Origin of the sequence: Kluyvera intermedia (assembly GCF_021440345.1) — a bacterium.
GTDB lineage: Bacteria > Pseudomonadota > Gammaproteobacteria > Enterobacterales > Enterobacteriaceae > Kluyvera > Kluyvera intermedia_A.
This window is the reverse complement of the sequence record NZ_JAKCNS010000076.1, coordinates 1-17,385: the sequence shown is the minus strand read 5'-3', so window position 1 is coordinate 17,385 and position 17,385 is coordinate 1. Positions and strand designations below refer to the sequence as shown.

At 54.9% G+C, this 17,385-nt stretch carries 14 protein-coding genes, 1 pseudogene and 1 riboswitch; of the genes and pseudogenes, 10 read left to right on the top strand and 5 right to left on the bottom strand.

What is annotated here, in order from left to right; genetic code table 11:
- Positions 1 to 10: 10 nt before the first annotated feature.
- Together LZ634_RS18470 and LZ634_RS18465 are read left to right on the top strand one after the other, a co-directional pair.
- A complete protein-coding gene (locus LZ634_RS18470) occupies positions 11 to 331 on the top strand; it encodes a PTS fructose-like transporter subunit IIB (protein ID WP_061284431.1) in 321 nt (106 codons plus the stop codon).
- A 92-nt stretch (positions 332 to 423) separates the two neighbouring features.
- A complete protein-coding gene (locus tag LZ634_RS18465) occupies positions 424 to 780 on the top strand; it encodes a PTS fructose-like transporter subunit IIB (RefSeq protein ID WP_234507820.1) in 357 nt (118 codons plus the stop codon).
- Here the strand turns inward: LZ634_RS18465 and LZ634_RS18460 are convergent.
- From LZ634_RS18460 to argE, 3 genes are all read right to left on the bottom strand, one after another.
- Complete coding sequence (locus tag LZ634_RS18460; RefSeq protein ID WP_234507818.1) at positions 767 to 1,615, bottom strand: helix-turn-helix transcriptional regulator; 849 nt, start codon at positions 1,613 to 1,615, stop codon at positions 767 to 769. The genes LZ634_RS18465 and LZ634_RS18460 overlap by 14 nt on opposite strands.
- A gap of 133 nt (positions 1,616 to 1,748) precedes the next feature.
- Positions 1,749 to 4,400 (bottom strand): phosphoenolpyruvate carboxylase, encoded by a 2,652-nt coding sequence (gene ppc / locus LZ634_RS18455; protein ID WP_234507816.1) that lies wholly within the window; start codon positions 4,398 to 4,400, stop codon positions 1,749 to 1,751.
- A 298-nt stretch (positions 4,401 to 4,698) separates the two neighbouring features.
- Positions 4,699 to 5,850, bottom strand: coding sequence for an acetylornithine deacetylase (gene argE, locus LZ634_RS18450; RefSeq protein ID WP_234507813.1), 1,152 nt, complete (start codon positions 5,848 to 5,850; stop codon positions 4,699 to 4,701).
- A 152-nt stretch (positions 5,851 to 6,002) separates the two neighbouring features.
- Between argE and argC the strand changes: the two genes are divergently transcribed.
- The 4 genes from argC to oxyR all read left to right on the top strand — a co-directional run bounded on the left by argC (position 6,003) and on the right by oxyR (position 10,474).
- Complete coding sequence (gene argC, locus LZ634_RS18445) at positions 6,003 to 7,007, top strand: N-acetyl-gamma-glutamyl-phosphate reductase (RefSeq protein WP_234507811.1); 1,005 nt, start codon at positions 6,003 to 6,005, stop codon at positions 7,005 to 7,007.
- 12 nt (positions 7,008 to 7,019) lie between these two features.
- Complete coding sequence (gene argB, locus LZ634_RS18440; protein ID WP_061284437.1) at positions 7,020 to 7,793, top strand: acetylglutamate kinase; 774 nt, start codon at positions 7,020 to 7,022, stop codon at positions 7,791 to 7,793.
- Positions 7,794 to 7,905: 112 nt separating this feature from the next.
- Complete coding sequence (gene argH / locus LZ634_RS18435; RefSeq protein ID WP_234507809.1) at positions 7,906 to 9,279, top strand: argininosuccinate lyase; 1,374 nt, start codon at positions 7,906 to 7,908, stop codon at positions 9,277 to 9,279.
- Between the two features lie 277 nt (positions 9,280 to 9,556).
- Positions 9,557 to 10,474, top strand: coding sequence for a DNA-binding transcriptional regulator OxyR (gene oxyR / locus LZ634_RS18430; RefSeq protein ID WP_234507807.1), 918 nt, complete (start codon positions 9,557 to 9,559; stop codon positions 10,472 to 10,474).
- Here the strand turns inward: oxyR and sthA are convergent.
- A complete protein-coding gene (gene sthA, locus LZ634_RS18425) occupies positions 10,457 to 11,857 on the bottom strand; it encodes a Si-specific NAD(P)(+) transhydrogenase (RefSeq protein ID WP_234507805.1) in 1,401 nt (466 codons plus the stop codon). The two genes, oxyR and sthA, sit on opposite strands and share 18 nt — an antisense overlap.
- 197 nt (positions 11,858 to 12,054) lie before the next feature.
- Here sthA and fabR point away from each other — a divergent pair.
- Positions 12,055 to 12,689: pseudogene (gene fabR, locus LZ634_RS18420) on the top strand (HTH-type transcriptional repressor FabR).
- 15 nt (positions 12,690 to 12,704) lie between these two features.
- Entirely contained in the window at positions 12,705 to 13,064 is a 360-nt protein-coding gene (locus LZ634_RS18415; protein ID WP_112202425.1) for a YijD family membrane protein, read from the top strand.
- A gap of 46 nt (positions 13,065 to 13,110) precedes the next feature.
- On the opposite strand, the gene trmA is transcribed toward LZ634_RS18415, so the two are convergent.
- Positions 13,111 to 14,211 (bottom strand): tRNA (uridine(54)-C5)-methyltransferase TrmA, encoded by a 1,101-nt coding sequence (trmA, locus tag LZ634_RS18410; protein ID WP_234507791.1) that lies wholly within the window; start codon positions 14,209 to 14,211, stop codon positions 13,111 to 13,113.
- Positions 14,212 to 14,324: 113 nt separating this feature from the next.
- Positions 14,325 to 14,513, top strand: a riboswitch (cobalamin riboswitch).
- A gap of 64 nt (positions 14,514 to 14,577) precedes the next feature.
- Here trmA and btuB point away from each other — a divergent pair.
- Positions 14,578 to 16,461 (top strand): TonB-dependent vitamin B12 receptor BtuB, encoded by a 1,884-nt coding sequence (gene btuB, locus LZ634_RS18405; RefSeq protein WP_234507789.1) that lies wholly within the window; start codon positions 14,578 to 14,580, stop codon positions 16,459 to 16,461.
- On the top strand, positions 16,406 to 17,263 hold the full coding sequence (gene murI, locus LZ634_RS18400; RefSeq protein ID WP_234507787.1) for a glutamate racemase: 858 nt from the start codon (positions 16,406 to 16,408) through the stop codon (positions 17,261 to 17,263). Before btuB ends, murI begins: the two co-directional genes overlap by 56 nt.
- The last annotated feature ends 122 nt before the right edge of the window (positions 17,264 to 17,385 follow it).

Genomic DNA, 17,385 nt, shown 5'->3' with positions numbered 1-17,385 from the left:
GGTAAAGATTATGACCAATATTATTGCGGTAACGGCTTGCCCTTCCGGCGTGGCACACACCTATATGGCAGCGGAAGCGCTGGAAAGCGCGGCAAAATCAAAAGGCTGGAACGTGAAGGTTGAAACACAGGGGTCGATTGGTCAAGAAAATGAGCTGACGGCAAGCGACGTTGCGGCCGCGGACATGGTGATTCTGACCAAAGATATCGGCATCAAGTTTGAAGAGCGTTTCGCGGGCAAAACGATTGTGCGGGTTAATATTAGCGATGCGGTTAAACGTGCCGACGCTATTATGAATAAGATTGAGGCTCACTTATCGCAGAGCGCTTAAGACGAGCTTCGATATCATCAACATACATTACTGGTGGGCGCGAAATTGATTATTTGCGCCCGCCTACGTGTGTTTTCTGCAAGGAGAGGACGATGACGGCAACGAGCGGACGAATGTTAGTAGCGGTAACGGCCTGCGTAAGCGGGGTCGCTCATACCTATATGGCGGCTGAACGTCTGGAAAAACTCTGCCAGCAGGAAAAGTGGAGCATAAAAATTGAAACCCAAGGGGCGCTGGGGATTGAAAACGCGCTGACAGAAGATGATATCCGTCGGGCGGATGCGGTGTTGCTGATAACCGATATTGAGCTTAACGGCGCGGACCGCTTTATCCAGAGTCGCTACGTACAGTCCGGGATTAGTGCTTTCTTACGCGAACCGCAGAAGGTGATGAGCGCGGTACGTAAGCTGCTGTCTGCGCCACAGCATACGCACATTATTCTGCCGTAGTGAGTTGGCTGTGATACTGGCGGCGATACTCAGACGGCGAGCGATCGGTATTTTTGCGAAACAGCCGGCAGAAGTAGTTGCTGTCGACAAAGCCACAGGCATGAGCAATCTCTTTTACCTTCAGGTCATACCCTTTCAACAGCCTTCTGGCGTGCTCCAGGCGGGTATGGTTGAGGTACTCGTTAAACCCCATAATCCCGTTTTTCTGGAACAGATGTGACAGATAGTTGGGTGAAATATAGAACGCCTGCGCCACCGATTCTCGGGTCAATGGTTCGGCAAAGTGGGTATCGATGTATTCGCGGATAGCATCAAACAGCGCCTGACTGCGCGAAGAGGTCTGGATTTGGCTGCTGAGTAGGTCGGCGCAGTGGCTAATCAGGCTGCTGGCAGTCAGCCGGGCGGTTTGTTGATCCTGCGGCTGCATTTGAATCTCGCCCATGGTTTGCAGCAGGAATGAGCCCACACGCGGCCCACGGCGCGCAACGTGTTGCTTCGAGACGTTTCTTAACTGACTTCCATCCCACTGTTGAACGCTAAATCCTAGCTGTTGCTTACCAAACAGTATGCTCAGGGTGGTGGCGGGCTGATCCCATAGCGGATAGTTCCAGCCGCCGGCCGGGACATATAGCGCGTCCAGCCCATTCATTCGCACCTCGTCACCATGAAGCCCAGCGTCCGCCAGTTGCCCCGAAAGCACAATCTCCAGGCGAGGGAACTCGACCTGAAATGCCATCTCCGGCGCTGGCATATGACCTACGGCAAACCAGATTTTTTGCAGCGGAGTGGTGCCTGAGGCAATGTGGGAAAGCAGTGGGTTGATGTCGAAAAACATGAGGCTCCCTGTCGTTATTTACAACGTAGAAACCTTAACCGAGGGTATAAAAAAAGGCCACAAAGAATGTGGCCTTTTGCTGCTGGCTTCACTGTCCCCATGGTATTACTGCTTACGGGGACGGTGTGAATGATTAACCGGTGTTACGCATACCGGCGGCAACGCCCGCGATAGTGACCATCAGTGCCTGCTCAACGTTAGGGTCCGGCTCCTGGCCTTCTTCTTCCGCTTTACGTGAACGGTGCAGCAGTTCGGCCTGCAGGACGTTCAGCGGGTCGGTGTAGATGTTACGCAGCTGGATAGATTCGGCAATCCACGGCAGGTCGGCCATCAGGTGTGCATCATTGGCGATATCGAGCACTACTTTGATGTCGGCTTCCAGCAGGTCGCGCAGTTCGGTACCCAGCGCCCACAGTTCCGGTTTCACCAGACGCTGATCGTAGTATTCCGCCAGCCACAGGTCAGCCTTCGAATACACCATCTCCAGCATGCCCAGGCGGGTTGAGAAGAACGGCCAGTCGCGGCACATGGTTTCCAGCTTGCTCTGTTTACCGTCTTCGACCACTTTTTGCAGTGCGGCACCGGCACCCAGCCAGGCTGGCAGCATCAGGCGGTTCTGGGTCCAGGCGAAGATCCACGGAATGGCGCGCAAAGACTCCACGCCACCGGTTGGACGACGTTTTGCCGGACGCGAACCCAGAGGCAGTTTACCCAGCTCCTGTTCCGGCGTAGCGGAACGGAAGTAAGGGACGAAATCTTTGTTTTCACGCACATAGCCACGGTACATCTCGCAGGAGATATCCGACAGCTCGTCCATGATGCCGCGCCACTCTTCCTTCGGTTCCGGCGGTGGCAGCAGGTTGGCTTCCAGAATGGCGCTGGTGTACAGCGACAGGCTGCTGACGGTAACTTCCGGCAGGCCGTATTTAAAGCGGATCATCTCGCCCTGTTCGGTGACGCGCAGCCCACCTTTCAGGCTTCCCGGAGGCTGGGACAGCAGCGCGGCGTGAGCCGGTGCGCCGCCGCGGCCGATAGAACCGCCGCGCCCGTGGAACAGCGTCAGCTCAATGCCGGCTTTCTCACAGGTTTTGATCAGCGCGTCCTGCGCCTGGTACTGCGCCCAGGAGGCGGCCATTACGCCCGCATCTTTTGCCGAGTCAGAATAGCCAATCATGACCATCTGTTTGCCCTGGATAAAGCCGCGATACCAGTCGATGCTCAGCAGCTGCGTCATCACGTCGTCGGCGTTGTTGAGGTCGTCCAGCGTTTCGAACAGCGGAGCAACCGGCAGCGCGAACGGGATACCCGCTTCTTTGAGCAGCAGGTGTACGGCCAGCACATCGGACGGCGTTTTGGCCATGGAGATAACGTAGGCAGCAACCGAACCCTGCGGGGCATCAACAATCGCTTTACAGGTGTTGAGCACTTCACGGGTGTCGTTGCTTGGTTCCCAGCTGCGCGGCAGCAGCGGGCGCTTAGAATTCAGTTCGCGGATCAGGAACGCCTGTTTGTCGGCTTCAGACCAGCTTTCGTAGTCGCCGATGCCTAGATAGCGGGTCAGCTCGCCCAGCGCTTCGGTGTGACGGGTACTTTCCTGACGCACGTCGATACGCACCAGCGGCACGCCAAAACATTTCACGCGGCGCAGGGTATCAAGCAGTTCGCCGTTGGCGATAATGCTCATCCCGCAGGCTTGCAGCGATTTATAACAAGCGTACAGCGGTTCCCACAGCTGTTCGTTTTGGCTGATAAGCCCTGCCGGTTTTGGCAGGCGCTGACCTTTCAGGCGCGCTTCCAGCCAGGCTTGGGTCGCCATCAGCTGGCCGCGCAGGGTTTTCATCAGGTAGCGATATGGTTCGGTCGCACCGGCTTCACCCACCAGTTCGCGCAGTTCATCGGTACATTCAACCATCGACAGCTCAGAAATCAGCACCTGGACATCTTTCAGGAACAGATCGGTGGCTTTCCAGCGGCTCAGCAGCAGTACGTGGCGGGTAATTTCGGCCGTCACGTTCGGGTTGCCATCGCGGTCACCGCCCATCCAGGAAGTGAAGCGCACCGGCACAAAGTCGACCGGCAGTTTGTAGCCGAGGTTCTCTTCCAGCTGTTCGTTCAGCTCGCGTAGGTAGTTGGGAACCCCTTCCCACAGGCTGTTTTCGACCACCGCAAAGCCCCACTTGGCTTCGTCAACCGGGCTTGGACGGTGTTTACGAATTTCGTCCGTATGCCAGGACTGGGCAATCAGCTGGCGCAAACGGCGCATCACCTGGTTGCGTTCATAGTCGGCAATATCGGTATTATCGAGCTGTTTTAAGCAGTTGTTGATTTCGCCCATCTTGTGGATCAGCGTACGACGGGTAATTTCGGTCGGGTGGGCGGTCAGCACCAGCTCCAGCGACAGGGATTCAACTGCCTGTTTAATGGTGGTTTCGTTGAGATCGGGTTGGTCTTTGAGTTTGCGCAGTGTACGGGCAATCACTTCCGGGTTGCTCGCCGCTTCGCCTTTTGGCGAAATGCTGTGATATTGCTCGGCGGTGTTGGCCAGATTCAGGAATTGGCTAAACGCACGGGCGACCGGTAGTAGCTCATCGTTGGACAGGTTCTGCAGCGTGCTGAGCAGCTCCTGGCGATTGGCTTCGTTGCCCGCACGAGAAGATTTGGACAACTTACGGATCGTTTCTACACGGTCAAGAATGTTCTCACCAAGCGCATCCTTGATGGTATCGCCTAGCACTTTACCGAGCATACTGACATTACTACGCAACGCGGAATATTGTTCGTTCATTAACCCAGACACCCCATCTCATTTTATTTTGTTATATCCCGGCCTCGGAACGGAAGGGCGAGATAAAGACACCTCTTTTATAAAGCCACGTAAAAACCCTTACGTCAATTGCTGCGAAATCGCTTCAGCAAACGAATAAATCGCGGCAATTTACGAAATTTAATTTGCTTCCTGCCAGATAAGAAATGCTTATGAAAATGTGAGGGAGATCGCGGGAATAGACGATGCCGTGATGGCGGATGGGGGCAGGGTTGCGCGCTGTTTTGCCCGGGAACCTTCGGCCACCGGGCAAAACAGATTAATGCCAACAGAAGTGATGGACGACCTGAGAAATTAATTCGCGTGTCGGTTTGATAAAGCGGGTTTCCAGGTACTCGTCCGGCTGGTGCGCCTGGTTAATTGAGCCTGGACCTAAGACGATGGTCGGGCACAGGTTCTGAATAAACGGCGCTTCGGTGCAGTAGTTAACGACTTCGGTTTTGGTGCCGAGCAGTTTTTCCAGCACTTCAACCAGCTGGTGATCCGGCGGGCATTCATAACCCGGAATCGGCGGATGCAGTTCGCTGATGGTCAAACGACCCGGCCACTGGGCACTAACCGGTTCCAGCGCTTCATCCAGCAGGCCATTGAGGTCGTTAAGCGTCATGCCCGGCAGGGGGCGAATATCCATATGCAGCTCGCAGCAGGCGCAAATGCGGTTGGAGGCATCGCCGCCGTGGAGGCTACCCAGGTTGAGCGTCGGGTACGGCACGGTGAAGGCGTCATAGTGATAACGCTCTTTCAGCGAATCGCGCAGCTGCATCACGCGACCAATGGCGTCGTGCATAATTTCAATGGCGTTCACGCCGCGCGCCGGGTCGCTGGAGTGGCCCGACTGGCCGAGCACGCGAATGGCATTAGACATATGGCCTTTATGGGCGCGGACCGGCTGCAATGATGTTGGTTCGCCAATAATCGCGCAGTCCGGGCGCAGCTCGGTGGATTCGGCAAAGTAGCGGGCGCCGGCCATGCTGGTCTCTTCATCGGCGGTGGCCAGAATGTAGAGCGGTTTTTTCAGCGTCGTTACATCGACATCACGAAGGGCGTCGAGGATAAACGCAAAGAAGCCTTTCATATCGGCGGTACCCAAACCGTAGAGCTTGTTGTCATGTTCGGTGAGGGTGAACGGATCGCGGGTCCAACGGCCGTCGTCGAACGGGACGGTATCGGTATGCCCGGCGAGTAACAGACCGCCCGCACCGTGACCGGTGCTGGCGAGCAGGTTGAATTTATTGCGAGTACCAGGGACCGGCTGCACCTCGACCTGGAAGCCCAAAGAGGCGAACCAATCGGCGAGCAGAGTGATTAAAGACGCATTGCTCTGATCGAGCGCTTCTTCGGTTGCGCTGATGGACGGGGTGGCGATCAACGCACGGTAGATCTCGATAAATGGGGGTAAATTGTTTTTCATTGTTGACACACCTCGGGTCGTGATAGTATCAATATTCATGCAGTATTTGTGAATAAAAATACATTATCATTAGGCGTAATAAAACCCACCAACTGTAGGGTGAAGTGATTACGCTTATCAGGCAAACAGACATAAGAAGGTGAACTGCACCGATGTTGAATACGCTGATTGTGGGCGCGAGCGGTTATGCTGGCGCAGAGCTTGTGACCTATGTAAATCGCCATCCTCATATGAACATAACCGCTTTGACGGTCTCAGCGCAAAGCAATGATGCAGGAAAGCTAATCTCCGATTTGCATCCACAGCTAAAAGGCATTGTCGACCTGCCGTTGCAGCCGATGTCCGACATCAGTGAATTCAGCGCGGGCGTTGACGTGGTGTTTCTCGCCACTGCGCATGAGGTGAGCCACGATCTGGCACCGCAGTTCCTGGCAGCAGGCTGCGTGGTATTCGACCTGTCCGGTGCGTTCCGCGTGAACGACGGCACCTTCTATGAAAAATATTACGGCTTTACTCATCAGCATCCGGAGCTGCTGGCGCAGGCGGTGTATGGCCTTGCCGAGTGGAGCGCCGACGCGCTGAAAGAGGCGAAGCTGATTGCGGTTCCGGGCTGTTATCCAACGGCGGCACAGCTGTCGCTAAAACCGCTGATCGATGGCGATTTGCTGGATCTTAATCAGTGGCCGGTGATCAACGCTACCTCCGGTGTGAGCGGCGCGGGGCGTAAAGCGGCTATCTCCAATAGCTTCTGCGAAGTGAGCCTGCAGCCGTACGGCGTGTTTACCCACCGTCATCAGCCGGAAATTGCCAGCCATCTGGGCGCCGAGGTAATTTTCACCCCGCATCTGGGCAACTTCCCGCGCGGTATTCTGGAAACCATTACCTGCCGTCTGAAGCCGGGCGTCACGCAAGCGCAGGTGGCCGAGGCGCTGCAGCAAGCCTACGCCGACAAGCCAATGGTCCGTTTATACGACAAAGGTGTGCCGGCGCTGAAAAACGTGGTTGGCCTGCCGTTCTGCGATATCGGTTTTGCCGTGCAGGGTGAACACCTGATCGTAGTGGCGACCGAAGACAACTTATTAAAAGGCGCTGCCGCACAGGCCGTGCAGTGCGCCAATATCCGTTTCGGCTTCGCTGAGACGCAGTCTCTTATCTAAGGTGTGATGACGATGAATCCATTAATTATCAAACTGGGCGGCGTGTTACTGGATAGCGAAGAAGCGCTGGAGCGTCTGTTTACCGCGCTGGTGAACTACCGCGAATCGCATCAGCGCCCGCTGGTGATTGTCCACGGCGGCGGCTGCGTGGTGGATGAGCTGATGAAACAGCTTAACCTGCCGGTGAAAAAGAAAAATGGCCTGCGCGTTACGCCTGCTGACCAGATTGACATAATTACCGGTGCGCTGGCGGGGACCGCCAACAAAACGCTGCTGGCGTGGGCGAAGAAGCATGATATTGCCTCCGTTGGCCTGTTCCTGGGCGATGGCGACAGCGTGCAGGTAACCAAATTGGATGAAGAATTGGGCCACGTAGGTCTGGCGCAGCCGGGCTCGCCGAAGCTGATTAATTTACTGCTGGAAGGTGGATTCCTGCCGGTGGTGAGCTCCATCGGTGTGACTGCCGAAGGGCAACTGATGAACGTCAACGCTGACCAGGCGGCAACCGCGCTGGCGGCCACGCTGGGTGCGGACCTGATTCTGCTTTCCGACGTCAGCGGCATTCTGGATGGCAAAGGCCAGCGTATTGCGGAGATGACGGCGGCGAAAGCCGAACAGCTGATCGACCAGGGGATTATTACCGACGGTATGATCGTGAAGGTCAATGCGGCGCTTGATGCGGCACGTACTTTGGGCCGCCCGGTCGATATCGCCTCCTGGCGTCATGCCGAACAGCTGCCGGCGCTGTTTAACGGCACGCCAATCGGTACGCGTATTTTGGCTTAATTTTTAGGTACCGGAGGACAGCGATGCCTTCCGGCGATCGGAACAGAACCTGTAAGCCGGATAAGCGCAGCGCTATCCGGCAGTGAAATCGAAGAATTTAAGGAAATTTGTTATGGCACTTTGGGGCGGGCGTTTTACTCAGGCAGCGGATCAGCGGTTCAAACAGTTCAACGACTCTTTACGCTTTGACTATCGCCTGGCTGAGCAGGATATCGTCGGTTCTGTCGCCTGGTCTAAAGCGCTGGTTACCGTTGGCGTGCTGACCGAGCAGGAACAGAATCAGCTGGAAGACGCGCTGAGCGTGCTGCTGGAAGAGGTTCGTGCGAATCCACAGCAGATCCTCGAAAGCGATGCTGAAGATATTCACAGCTGGGTGGAAGGGAAGCTTATCGATAAAGTCGGCCAGTTGGGTAAAAAACTGCACACCGGGCGTAGCCGTAACGACCAGGTGGCGACCGATCTCAAGCTGTGGTGTAAAGACACCGTGGCTGAACTGCTGGCGGCAAACCGTCAGCTGCAAAGCGCGCTGGTGGAGACCGCACAGGCCAACCAGGATGCGGTGATGCCGGGTTACACTCACCTGCAGCGTGCGCAGCCGGTGACCTTTGCCCACTGGTGTCTGGCCTACGTTGAGATGCTGGCGCGTGATGAAAGCCGCCTGCACGATACCCTCAAGCGTCTGGACGTGAGCCCGCTGGGCTGTGGCGCGCTGGCGGGTACCGCTTATGAAATTGACCGTGAACAGCTGGCCGGCTGGCTGGGCTTCGCGTCTGCGACGCGCAACAGCCTCGACAGCGTATCTGACCGCGACCACGTGCTGGAGCTGCTCTCCAATGCTTCTATTGGTATGGTGCATCTGTCGCGCTTCGCCGAAGATCTGATCTTCTTTAATACCGGTGAAGCCGGTTTCGTTGAGCTTTCCGACCGCGTGACCTCCGGCTCTTCGCTGATGCCGCAGAAGAAAAACCCGGACGCGCTGGAGCTTATTCGTGGCAAATGCGGCCGCGTGCAGGGCGCGTTGACCGGCATGATGATGACGCTGAAAGGTCTGCCGCTGGCTTACAACAAAGATATGCAGGAAGACAAAGAAGGGGTCTTCGATGCGCTCGATACCTGGATGGACTGTCTGCATATGGCGGCGCTGGTGCTTGACGGCATTCAGGTGAAACGTCCACGTTGCCAGGAAGCGGCGCAGCAGGGTTATGCCAACGCCACTGAACTGGCGGACTATCTGGTGGCGAAAGGCGTTCCGTTCCGCGAAGCGCACCATATCGTGGGTGAAGCGGTGGTTGAAGCGATTGCCCAGGGCAAACCGCTGGAAGATCTGGCGCTGGCTGACCTGCAGAAATTCAGTGCGGTGATTGGCGATGATGTCTACCCGATTCTGTCGCTGCAGTCGTGCCTGGATAAACGAGCGGCTAAAGGTGGCGTGTCGCCGCAGCAGGTGGCGCAGGCCATCCGCGATGCGCAGGCGCGTCTGAGCTAACTTTCAGCACGAATAAGAGACGATTGAGCCCGGCCGAGCACAGCGACGCCGGGTTTTTTACACGCAAAAAAAAGCGGGCCACGGGGCCCGCAAACGTTCATGTTGGCTTTTGTTAGTCGAGTTCGAGAGAAACTCCGATCCAGTGTGACGACTTCAAGGGTTAAACGAGGGCCACCTGTTTCTGTGGTGTATTATTAAACAGAATCCTTGATAGGGATAATCATTCGTTGCTATTCTATCTATCGCCATGGGCTATCGTGGCGATGGAGGAAGAATAATGAATATTCGCGATCTTGAATACCTGGTGGCGTTAGCTGAGCATCGGCACTTCCGCCGGGCGGCAGATTCCTGCCATGTCAGTCAGCCAACCCTCAGCGGGCAGATTCGTAAACTGGAAGATGAACTGGGCGTGATGTTGCTGGAGCGTACCAGCCGCAAAGTGCTGTTTACCCAGGCTGGGCTGCTGCTGGTGGACCAGGCGCGTACCGTGCTACGCGAGGTCAAAGTGCTTAAGGAGATGGCAAGCCAGCAGGGGGAGACGATGTCCGGCCCGCTGCATATCGGCCTGATTCCAACCGTTGGCCCGTATCTGTTACCTCATATTATCCCAATACTGCATCAAACCTTCCCGAAGCTGGAAATGTATCTGCACGAAGCGCAAACCCATCAGCTGCTGGCGCAGCTCGACAGCGGTAAGCTGGACTGTGTGATCCTGGCGCTGGTGAAGGAGAGCGAAGCATTTATCGAAGTTCCGCTGTATGACGAACCGATGCTGCTGGCGATCTACGAAGATCACCCGTGGGCGGAACGCGATCGCGTGCCGATGTCGGATCTGGCCGGTGAAAAGCTGTTGATGCTGGAAGATGGCCACTGCCTGCGCGATCAGGCGATGGGTTTCTGTTTTGAAGCCGGGGCGGATGAAGATACCCATTTCCGTGCAACCAGTCTGGAAACGCTGCGTAATATGGTGGCGGCGGGAAGTGGAATTACTTTGCTACCTGCGTTGGCTGTACCGCCGGAGCGCAAACGCGATGGCGTGGTGTATCTGCCGTGTATTAAGCCGGAACCGCGCCGTACCGTGGGTCTGGTTTATCGTCCGGGGTCGCCGCTGCGCAGCCGCTATGAGCAGCTGGCAGAGGCCGTCCGTGAAACGATGGACGGCCATTTCGACAAAGCGCTAAAAAAGGCGATTTAAGCCGTTAAGCGCCGCTACCCGATAGGCTTCCGCCATTGTCGGGTAGTTAAAGGTGGTGTTAACGAAGTACTCAATGGTGTTACCACCACCTTTCTGCTCCATAATCGCCTGGCCGATATGAATAATCTCGGCTGCGCGTTCGCCAAAGCAGTGAATGCCGAGGATTTCCTTGGTCTCCCGATGGAACAGGATCTTCAGGCTACCCACGCTCATCCCGACGATTTGTGCCCGCGCCAGGTGTTTAAACTGCGCACGACCTACTTCATACGGCACTTTCATCGCCGTCAGCTGCTGCTCGGTTTTACCGACGGAGCTGATTTCCGGAATGGTGTAGATGCCGGTTGGAATATCTTCAATCAGATGCCCGGCAGCTTCGCCTTTCATCAGCGCCTGTGCGGCGATGCGGCCCTGATCGTAGGCGGCGGAAGCGAGGCTCGGATAGCCGATAACGTCACCGACGGCATAGACGTGCGGCTGAGCGGTCTGGTAGAGGCTGTTCACCTTCAACTGGCCACGGCCATCGGCCTGAAGGCCAATGTTTTCCAGTGCCAGCGGTTCGGTGTTACCGGTACGGCCGTTGGCAAACAGCAGGCAGTCGGCCTTGAGCTTTTTGCCGGACTTCAGGTGCATGATGACCCCATCGTCCACACCTTCAATCTTCTCGTACTCTTCATTGTGGCGAATGACCACGCCGCTGTTCCAGAAGTGATAGGACAGCGAATCTGACATCTCCTGGTCGAGGAATGCCAGCAGACGGTCGCGGGTGTTGATGAGATCAACTTTCACGTCCATGCCGCGGAAGATAGACGCATATTCACAGCCGATAACCCCTGCGCCGTAGATAATGACGTGGCGAGGTTCATGGTGCAGGCTGAGAATAGAGTCGCTGTCATAAATGCGCGGATGATTAAAGTCGACGTCCGCCGGACGGTACGGGCGGGAACCGCAGGCAATCACGAACTTTTCGGCGGTCAACGTTTCGACTGAACCATCCGGGCATTTCAGCGCGATGGTGTGTTCATCGACAAAGTGGGCGTCGCCCTGCAGCATTTCACAGTGATTGCGCTCATAAAAGCCCTGACGCATACGCGTCTGCTGATTAATCACGCTATCGGCATGATTCAGGATGTCGGCGAATGAGGAACGGAGAAGTCGGCTGTGGTCGCTGTAGAGAGGGTTCTGGTTGAATTCGATAATACGGCTGACGGCATGGCGAAGTGCTTTGGATGGGATTGTGCCCCAGTGGGTACAACCGCCGCCGACATTATGATAACGCTCAATAACGGCGACGTGGGCTCCTTGCTTCACCAGACCCATAGCAGCGCCTTCGCCGCCGGGGCCGGAACCAATAATTACTGCATCATAATCGTAGGAATGTGGCATGGTAAGGCTTACCTGTTCTTATACATAAAAGCAACAGAATCATAACATCATCGAAGGAATAACCCAATTATCGTTGGGCTTTTTTCATACGGAATAGCATAAATAGCATGTAAACAATCATTAACAAAGCTGCGTAAGTGGAATCGTTTTAATCTCTGGTATAGTGCCAGCACGGCATATGGAAGGATTCAGTTATCGTGATGGGTGTAAGAGCACAACAAAAAGAAAAAACCCGGCGTTCGCTGGTGGAAGCGGCATTCAGTCAACTCAGTGCCGAGCGTAGTTTTGCCAGCCTGAGTCTGCGTGAAGTCGCACGTGAGGCGGGAATCGCGCCAACGTCCTTTTATCGCCATTTCCGCGATGTCGATGAGCTGGGGCTGACGATGGTCGACGAGAGCGGCCTGATGCTCCGCCAACTGATGCGCCAGGCGCGTCAGCGTATTGCCAAAGGCGGCAGCGTAATACGCACTTCCGTTTCAACCTTTATGGAATTTATCGGCAATAACCCGAACGCCTTTCGCCTGCTGCTGCGCGAGCGTTCCGGCACGTCTGCGGCCTTTCGTGCGGCAGTGGCCCGCGAAATTCAGCACTTTATTGCGGAACTTGCTGACTATCTGGAAATCGAAAACCATATGCCTCGTGCGTTTACCGAAGCGCAGGCTGAGGCGATGGTGACTATTGTATTTAGCGCGGGAGCGGAGGCTTTAGATGTTGGCCTCGAGCAGCGTCGGCAGCTTGAAGAGCGGCTGGTGTTGCAGTTACGGATGATCTCCAAAGGCGCATACTACTGGTATCGTCGCGAACAAGAGAAAAGTCACGTCATTCCGAATAAGGTGGTAGACGAGCAATGAAACAGTCAGGTCAAGATAAAGGTACGCTGTTGCTGGCGCTGTTGGCTGGCTTATCGATTAACGGCACGTTTGCAGCGCTGTTCAGCTCCATCGTTCCTTTCTCCGTTTTTCCGATAATTTCTCTGGTGCTGACGGTTTACTGTCTGCATCAACGCTATCAAAACCGCACGATGCCGGTCGGCTTGCCCGGCCTGTCAGCCGCCTGCTTTATCCTTGGCGTGTTGCTCTACAGCACCGTGGTACGGGCGGAATATCCGGATATCGGTTCTAACTTCTTCCCGGCGGTATTGTCGGTAGCGATGGTCTTCTGGATTGGCTATCGGATGCGCAACCGCAAGCAGGGGATTTCTGAGTGAGATTGTTGGGCCCGGCAGCGCGATGCTGATCGGGCCCGTGACGATATTACTTCTTCGTCAGCAGTACGCCGCATTCCATGTGATGGGTATACGGGAACTGATCGAACAGCGCCAGGCGAGTGACGTTATGCGTCTGGGTTAAAGTCTCCAGATTCTGGCACAGCGTCTCCGGGTTACAGGAGATGTACAGAATATTCGGGTATGCCTGCACCATCTTCTCGGTTTCACTGTCCAGCCCGCTACGCGGTGGATCGACAAAAATCGTCTCGCACTGATAGCTTTTCAAATCGATGCCCTGCAAGCGGTTAAATTCCCGCACGCCGTTCATCGCCTGAGTAAACTCTTCCGCCGCCATGCGAATAATTTGCACGTTGTCGATCTGGTTGGCAGCAATGTTGTACTGGGCGGCAGCAACCGAGGGTTTGGCAATTTCGGTCGCCAGCACACGGTTAAAGTTGCGCGCCAGCGCCAGTGAGAAGTTGCCGTTCCCACAATACAGCTCCAGCAGATCGCCACGTGAATTCTGCGTGGTATCCAGCGCCCATTCCAGCATCTGAATGTTCATCGCCGCATTTGGCTGGGTGAAGCTGTTCTCGACCTGACGGTAGATCATCTCTTTGCCGGCAACCGGCAGACGTTCGTCGATGAAGTCCTGGTCCAGCTCGATTTTGGTTTTGGTGGCGCGGCCAATCAGCTGAACGTTCAGCCCTTTCGCACGCAGCGCATCGCGCAGCGCTTCGGCCTGTTCGCGCCAGGCATCATCGAGTTTTTTATGGTACAGCAGGGAAACCACCGCCTGATTGCTCAGGGTGGTGAGGTAGTCAATCTGAAACAGCTTGTGACGCAGCACCTGATTATCGCGGACGCCGTCGAGCATGGCGGTCATCAGCGTATTAATCAGCTGGCTAGCGGCCGGGAACGAATCGACGCGGATACGGCCCTTGGTCTGCTGGTCAAACATAATATGGTAGAGATCATCACCGTCATGCCAGATGCGGAATTCTGCACGCATCCGGTAGTGACTGACCGGTGAGCGAAACACCTCCGGCGCAGGAGCGCTAAACGGCGTCATCATTGTTTGCAGGCGAGTGACTTTCTCGGCGAGCTGAGCGTCGTACTGATCGGTTGGGAGATGTTCGGGGGTCATGATGCATCCTGAATAGTAAAAGTACGCGGGGATTGTAGGGCTTGTTCAGGGGATGTCCAGCCTCACGCGGGTTAAAATGATAAATAGCAGTCTGGACATCCGTATGTAACTAAATGTAGCATTCGCGTACCGGTCCTGTGAGTTAAAAGGGAACCCAGTGTAAATCTGGGGCTGACGCGCAGCGGTAAGGAAGGTAAGAGAGGAGTGCACCTGGTGCAGACACTGCGGCTTGCCGTGGGAAGTCATCCTCTCTTTTATATCGCCTCCAAGCCCGAAGACCTGCCGGATGACGTCGCATGAGGTTTTATCGTCGCGAGCAACTGATAAAACCTGCGGCATCCTTTATCTATTTCGGATGCTTTTAAAATGATTAAAAAAGTTTCGCTGATGACGGCGTTATCCGTCACGGCATTTTCCGGCTGGGCGCAGGACAATAATTCAGACACGCTGGTGGTGACCGCTAACCGTTTTCAACAGCCGGTGAATACCGTTCTGGCTCCGACAGATGTTGTGACGCGTGATGATATTCAACGCTGGCAGTCAAAAGATCTCAACGATGTGATGCGTCGCCTGCCGGGGGTGGATATCTCCCAAACTGGCGGTATGGGGAATAGCTCTTCTCTGTATATACGTGGCACCGAATCTCGCCATGTACTGGTGTTGATTGATGGTGTACCAATGGCGCGTGCTGGTATTGGCAATGCGATTGATATTGGTCAGATTCCGGTATCTCTGGTGCAGCGTATCGAATATATCCGCGGTCCGCGTTCGGCTGTTTACGGTTCCGGGGCGATTGGTGGTGTGGTTAACATCATAACCATGAGTGATGATGAACGTGCGCAGATTAATGCCGGAATGGGGTCGAATGGCTATCAGACTTATGACGGTACGGTAAATAAACGTTTTGGTGACACGTTGGTGACGGCGGCAGGTGCTTACCAGACGACGAAAGGTTTTAACGTTAAACCGGATTCTCCTTATAGCGGCGATAGCGACCGCGATGGCTATCGTAACAAACTGTTCTGGGGGGCCGTGCAGCACAAGTTCGACAATAGCCTCTCCGGATTCTTCCGTGGCTATGGATATACGGCAAATAACGATTACGATCAGGATACGAAATATGGCTCTCCTGAAGGTAATGATGAAGGCCAGAACTATAACCAATCCTGGGACACGGGGCTGCGTTATAACTCTGGTATCTACTCCACTCAGCTTATCGCAAACTATCAGCACCTTAAAAACTACAATTACAGTAGCAACCTTGGCCGCTATGCGGGTGGCGCCACACTGGATAACATGGAGCAACGTTACATCCAATGGGGTAACAGCGTTGAGGTTGGACATGGCGCGATTAGCGGTGGCGTTGATTGGAAACAGGAAAAGCTGACATCCAGCAGTACAACGAAGTCTGATGTTTATAAACGTGATACCACGGGCCTTTATCTGACCGGGCAGCAGCAGATCGATACTGTCACGCTGGAAGCATCAGGTCGTGAAGACCACGATGAACAGTTTGGCTGGCACGGCACGTGGCAGACAGCTGCAGGTTGGGAATTTGTTGATGGTTACCGTGCAACGCTTTCTTACGGTACCAGTTTCCTGGCGCCGTCTCTGGGACAGCAATTCGGTGCGACACGTTATGCATCGCAATATTATTCAGGTATTGCAGCAAACCCGAATCTGAAACCGGAAGAGTCTAAACAGTGGGAAGCGGGAATTGATGGGATTACGGGACCTCTGGATTGGAAGATTTCAGCGTACCACTATGAAATTCAAAACCTGATCGATTATAAAACCACGGGCAATTTCAACCAGTACGTCAATGTGAAGTCGGCCACCATTAAAGGCCTGGAGTGGACCGGGAACATTACAACTGGCCCGGTAGAACACCATCTGACGTTGCAGTATGTTGATCCGCGTGACGATGAAACCAATCAGGTTCTTGCTCGCCGTGCGAAACAGCAGGTGAAGTATGAGGTAACCGGGCAGGTTTACAGTCTCGGTTGGAATATCGCTTACCAATATATGGGCCAACGCTATGACAACGACTATGACGAGACAACAAACACATCTAGTCGGGTTAAAGTGGGCGGCGTGAGCCTGTGGGATGTTGGATTGTCATATCCAGTCACCTCACACCTGACAGTTCGTGGTAAAATCGCCAACCTGTTCGATAAAGATTACGAGACAGCATATGGCTACCAAACTGCAGGACGGGAATACACCTTGTCTGGCAGCTACACCTTCTAAACCACGTCCCACCGTCCTGGTCTTTGACTCCGGGGTCGGTGGGTTGTCGGTCTACGATGAGATCCGGCATCTTCTGCCGGACCTTCATTATATCTACGCTTTCGATAACGTCGCTTTCCCGTATGGGGAAAAGAGCGAAGAGTTTATCGTTGAACGCGTCCTCGAGATTGTCACCGCTGTACAGCAACGCTATCCGTTAGCGCTCGCAGTTATTGCCTGCAACACGGCAAGCACGGTGTCGCTGCCCGCGCTGCGTGAGAAGTTTGCCTTCCCGGTTGTGGGCGTCGTGCCAGCCATCAAACCGGCGGCACGTCTGTCGGCCAACCGTATTGTTGGGCTGCTGGCAACGCGAGGAACGGTGAAACGCCCTTATACCCATGAGCTCATTGCACGCTTTGCAGATGAATGCAAAATCGAAATGCTGGGTTCCGCCGAGCTGGTTGAGCTGGCAGAAGCGAAGCTGCACGGCGAACCCGTTTCACTGGAAGAGCTGCGTCGTATTCTCCGTCCATGGCTGCGCATGCAGGAGCCGCCGGATACCGTTGTTTTGGGCTGTACCCATTTCCCTCTATTACAAGAGGAGCTTTTACAGGTGCTGCCGGAAGGAACGAGGCTGGTGGATTCGGGGGCGGCAATTGCCCGTCGTACTGCCTGGCTGCTGGAGCATGAAGCGCCGGATGCAAAATCCAGCGACGCTAATTTGGCTTACTGCATGGCATTAACGACAGAAACTGAGCAACTTTTACCCGTTTTACAGCGCTATGGCTTTGAAACGCTCGAAAAACTGCCTGTTTCAGCCTAAATTGAGCAAAAAAGAGACGGTTGAAAAGTTTTTTTAAAACAGGGGTTGTCAACGTCTCAGAACTCCCTATAATGCGCCTCCACTGACACGGAACAACGGCACGCAAGCCGCCGGGTCAGCGG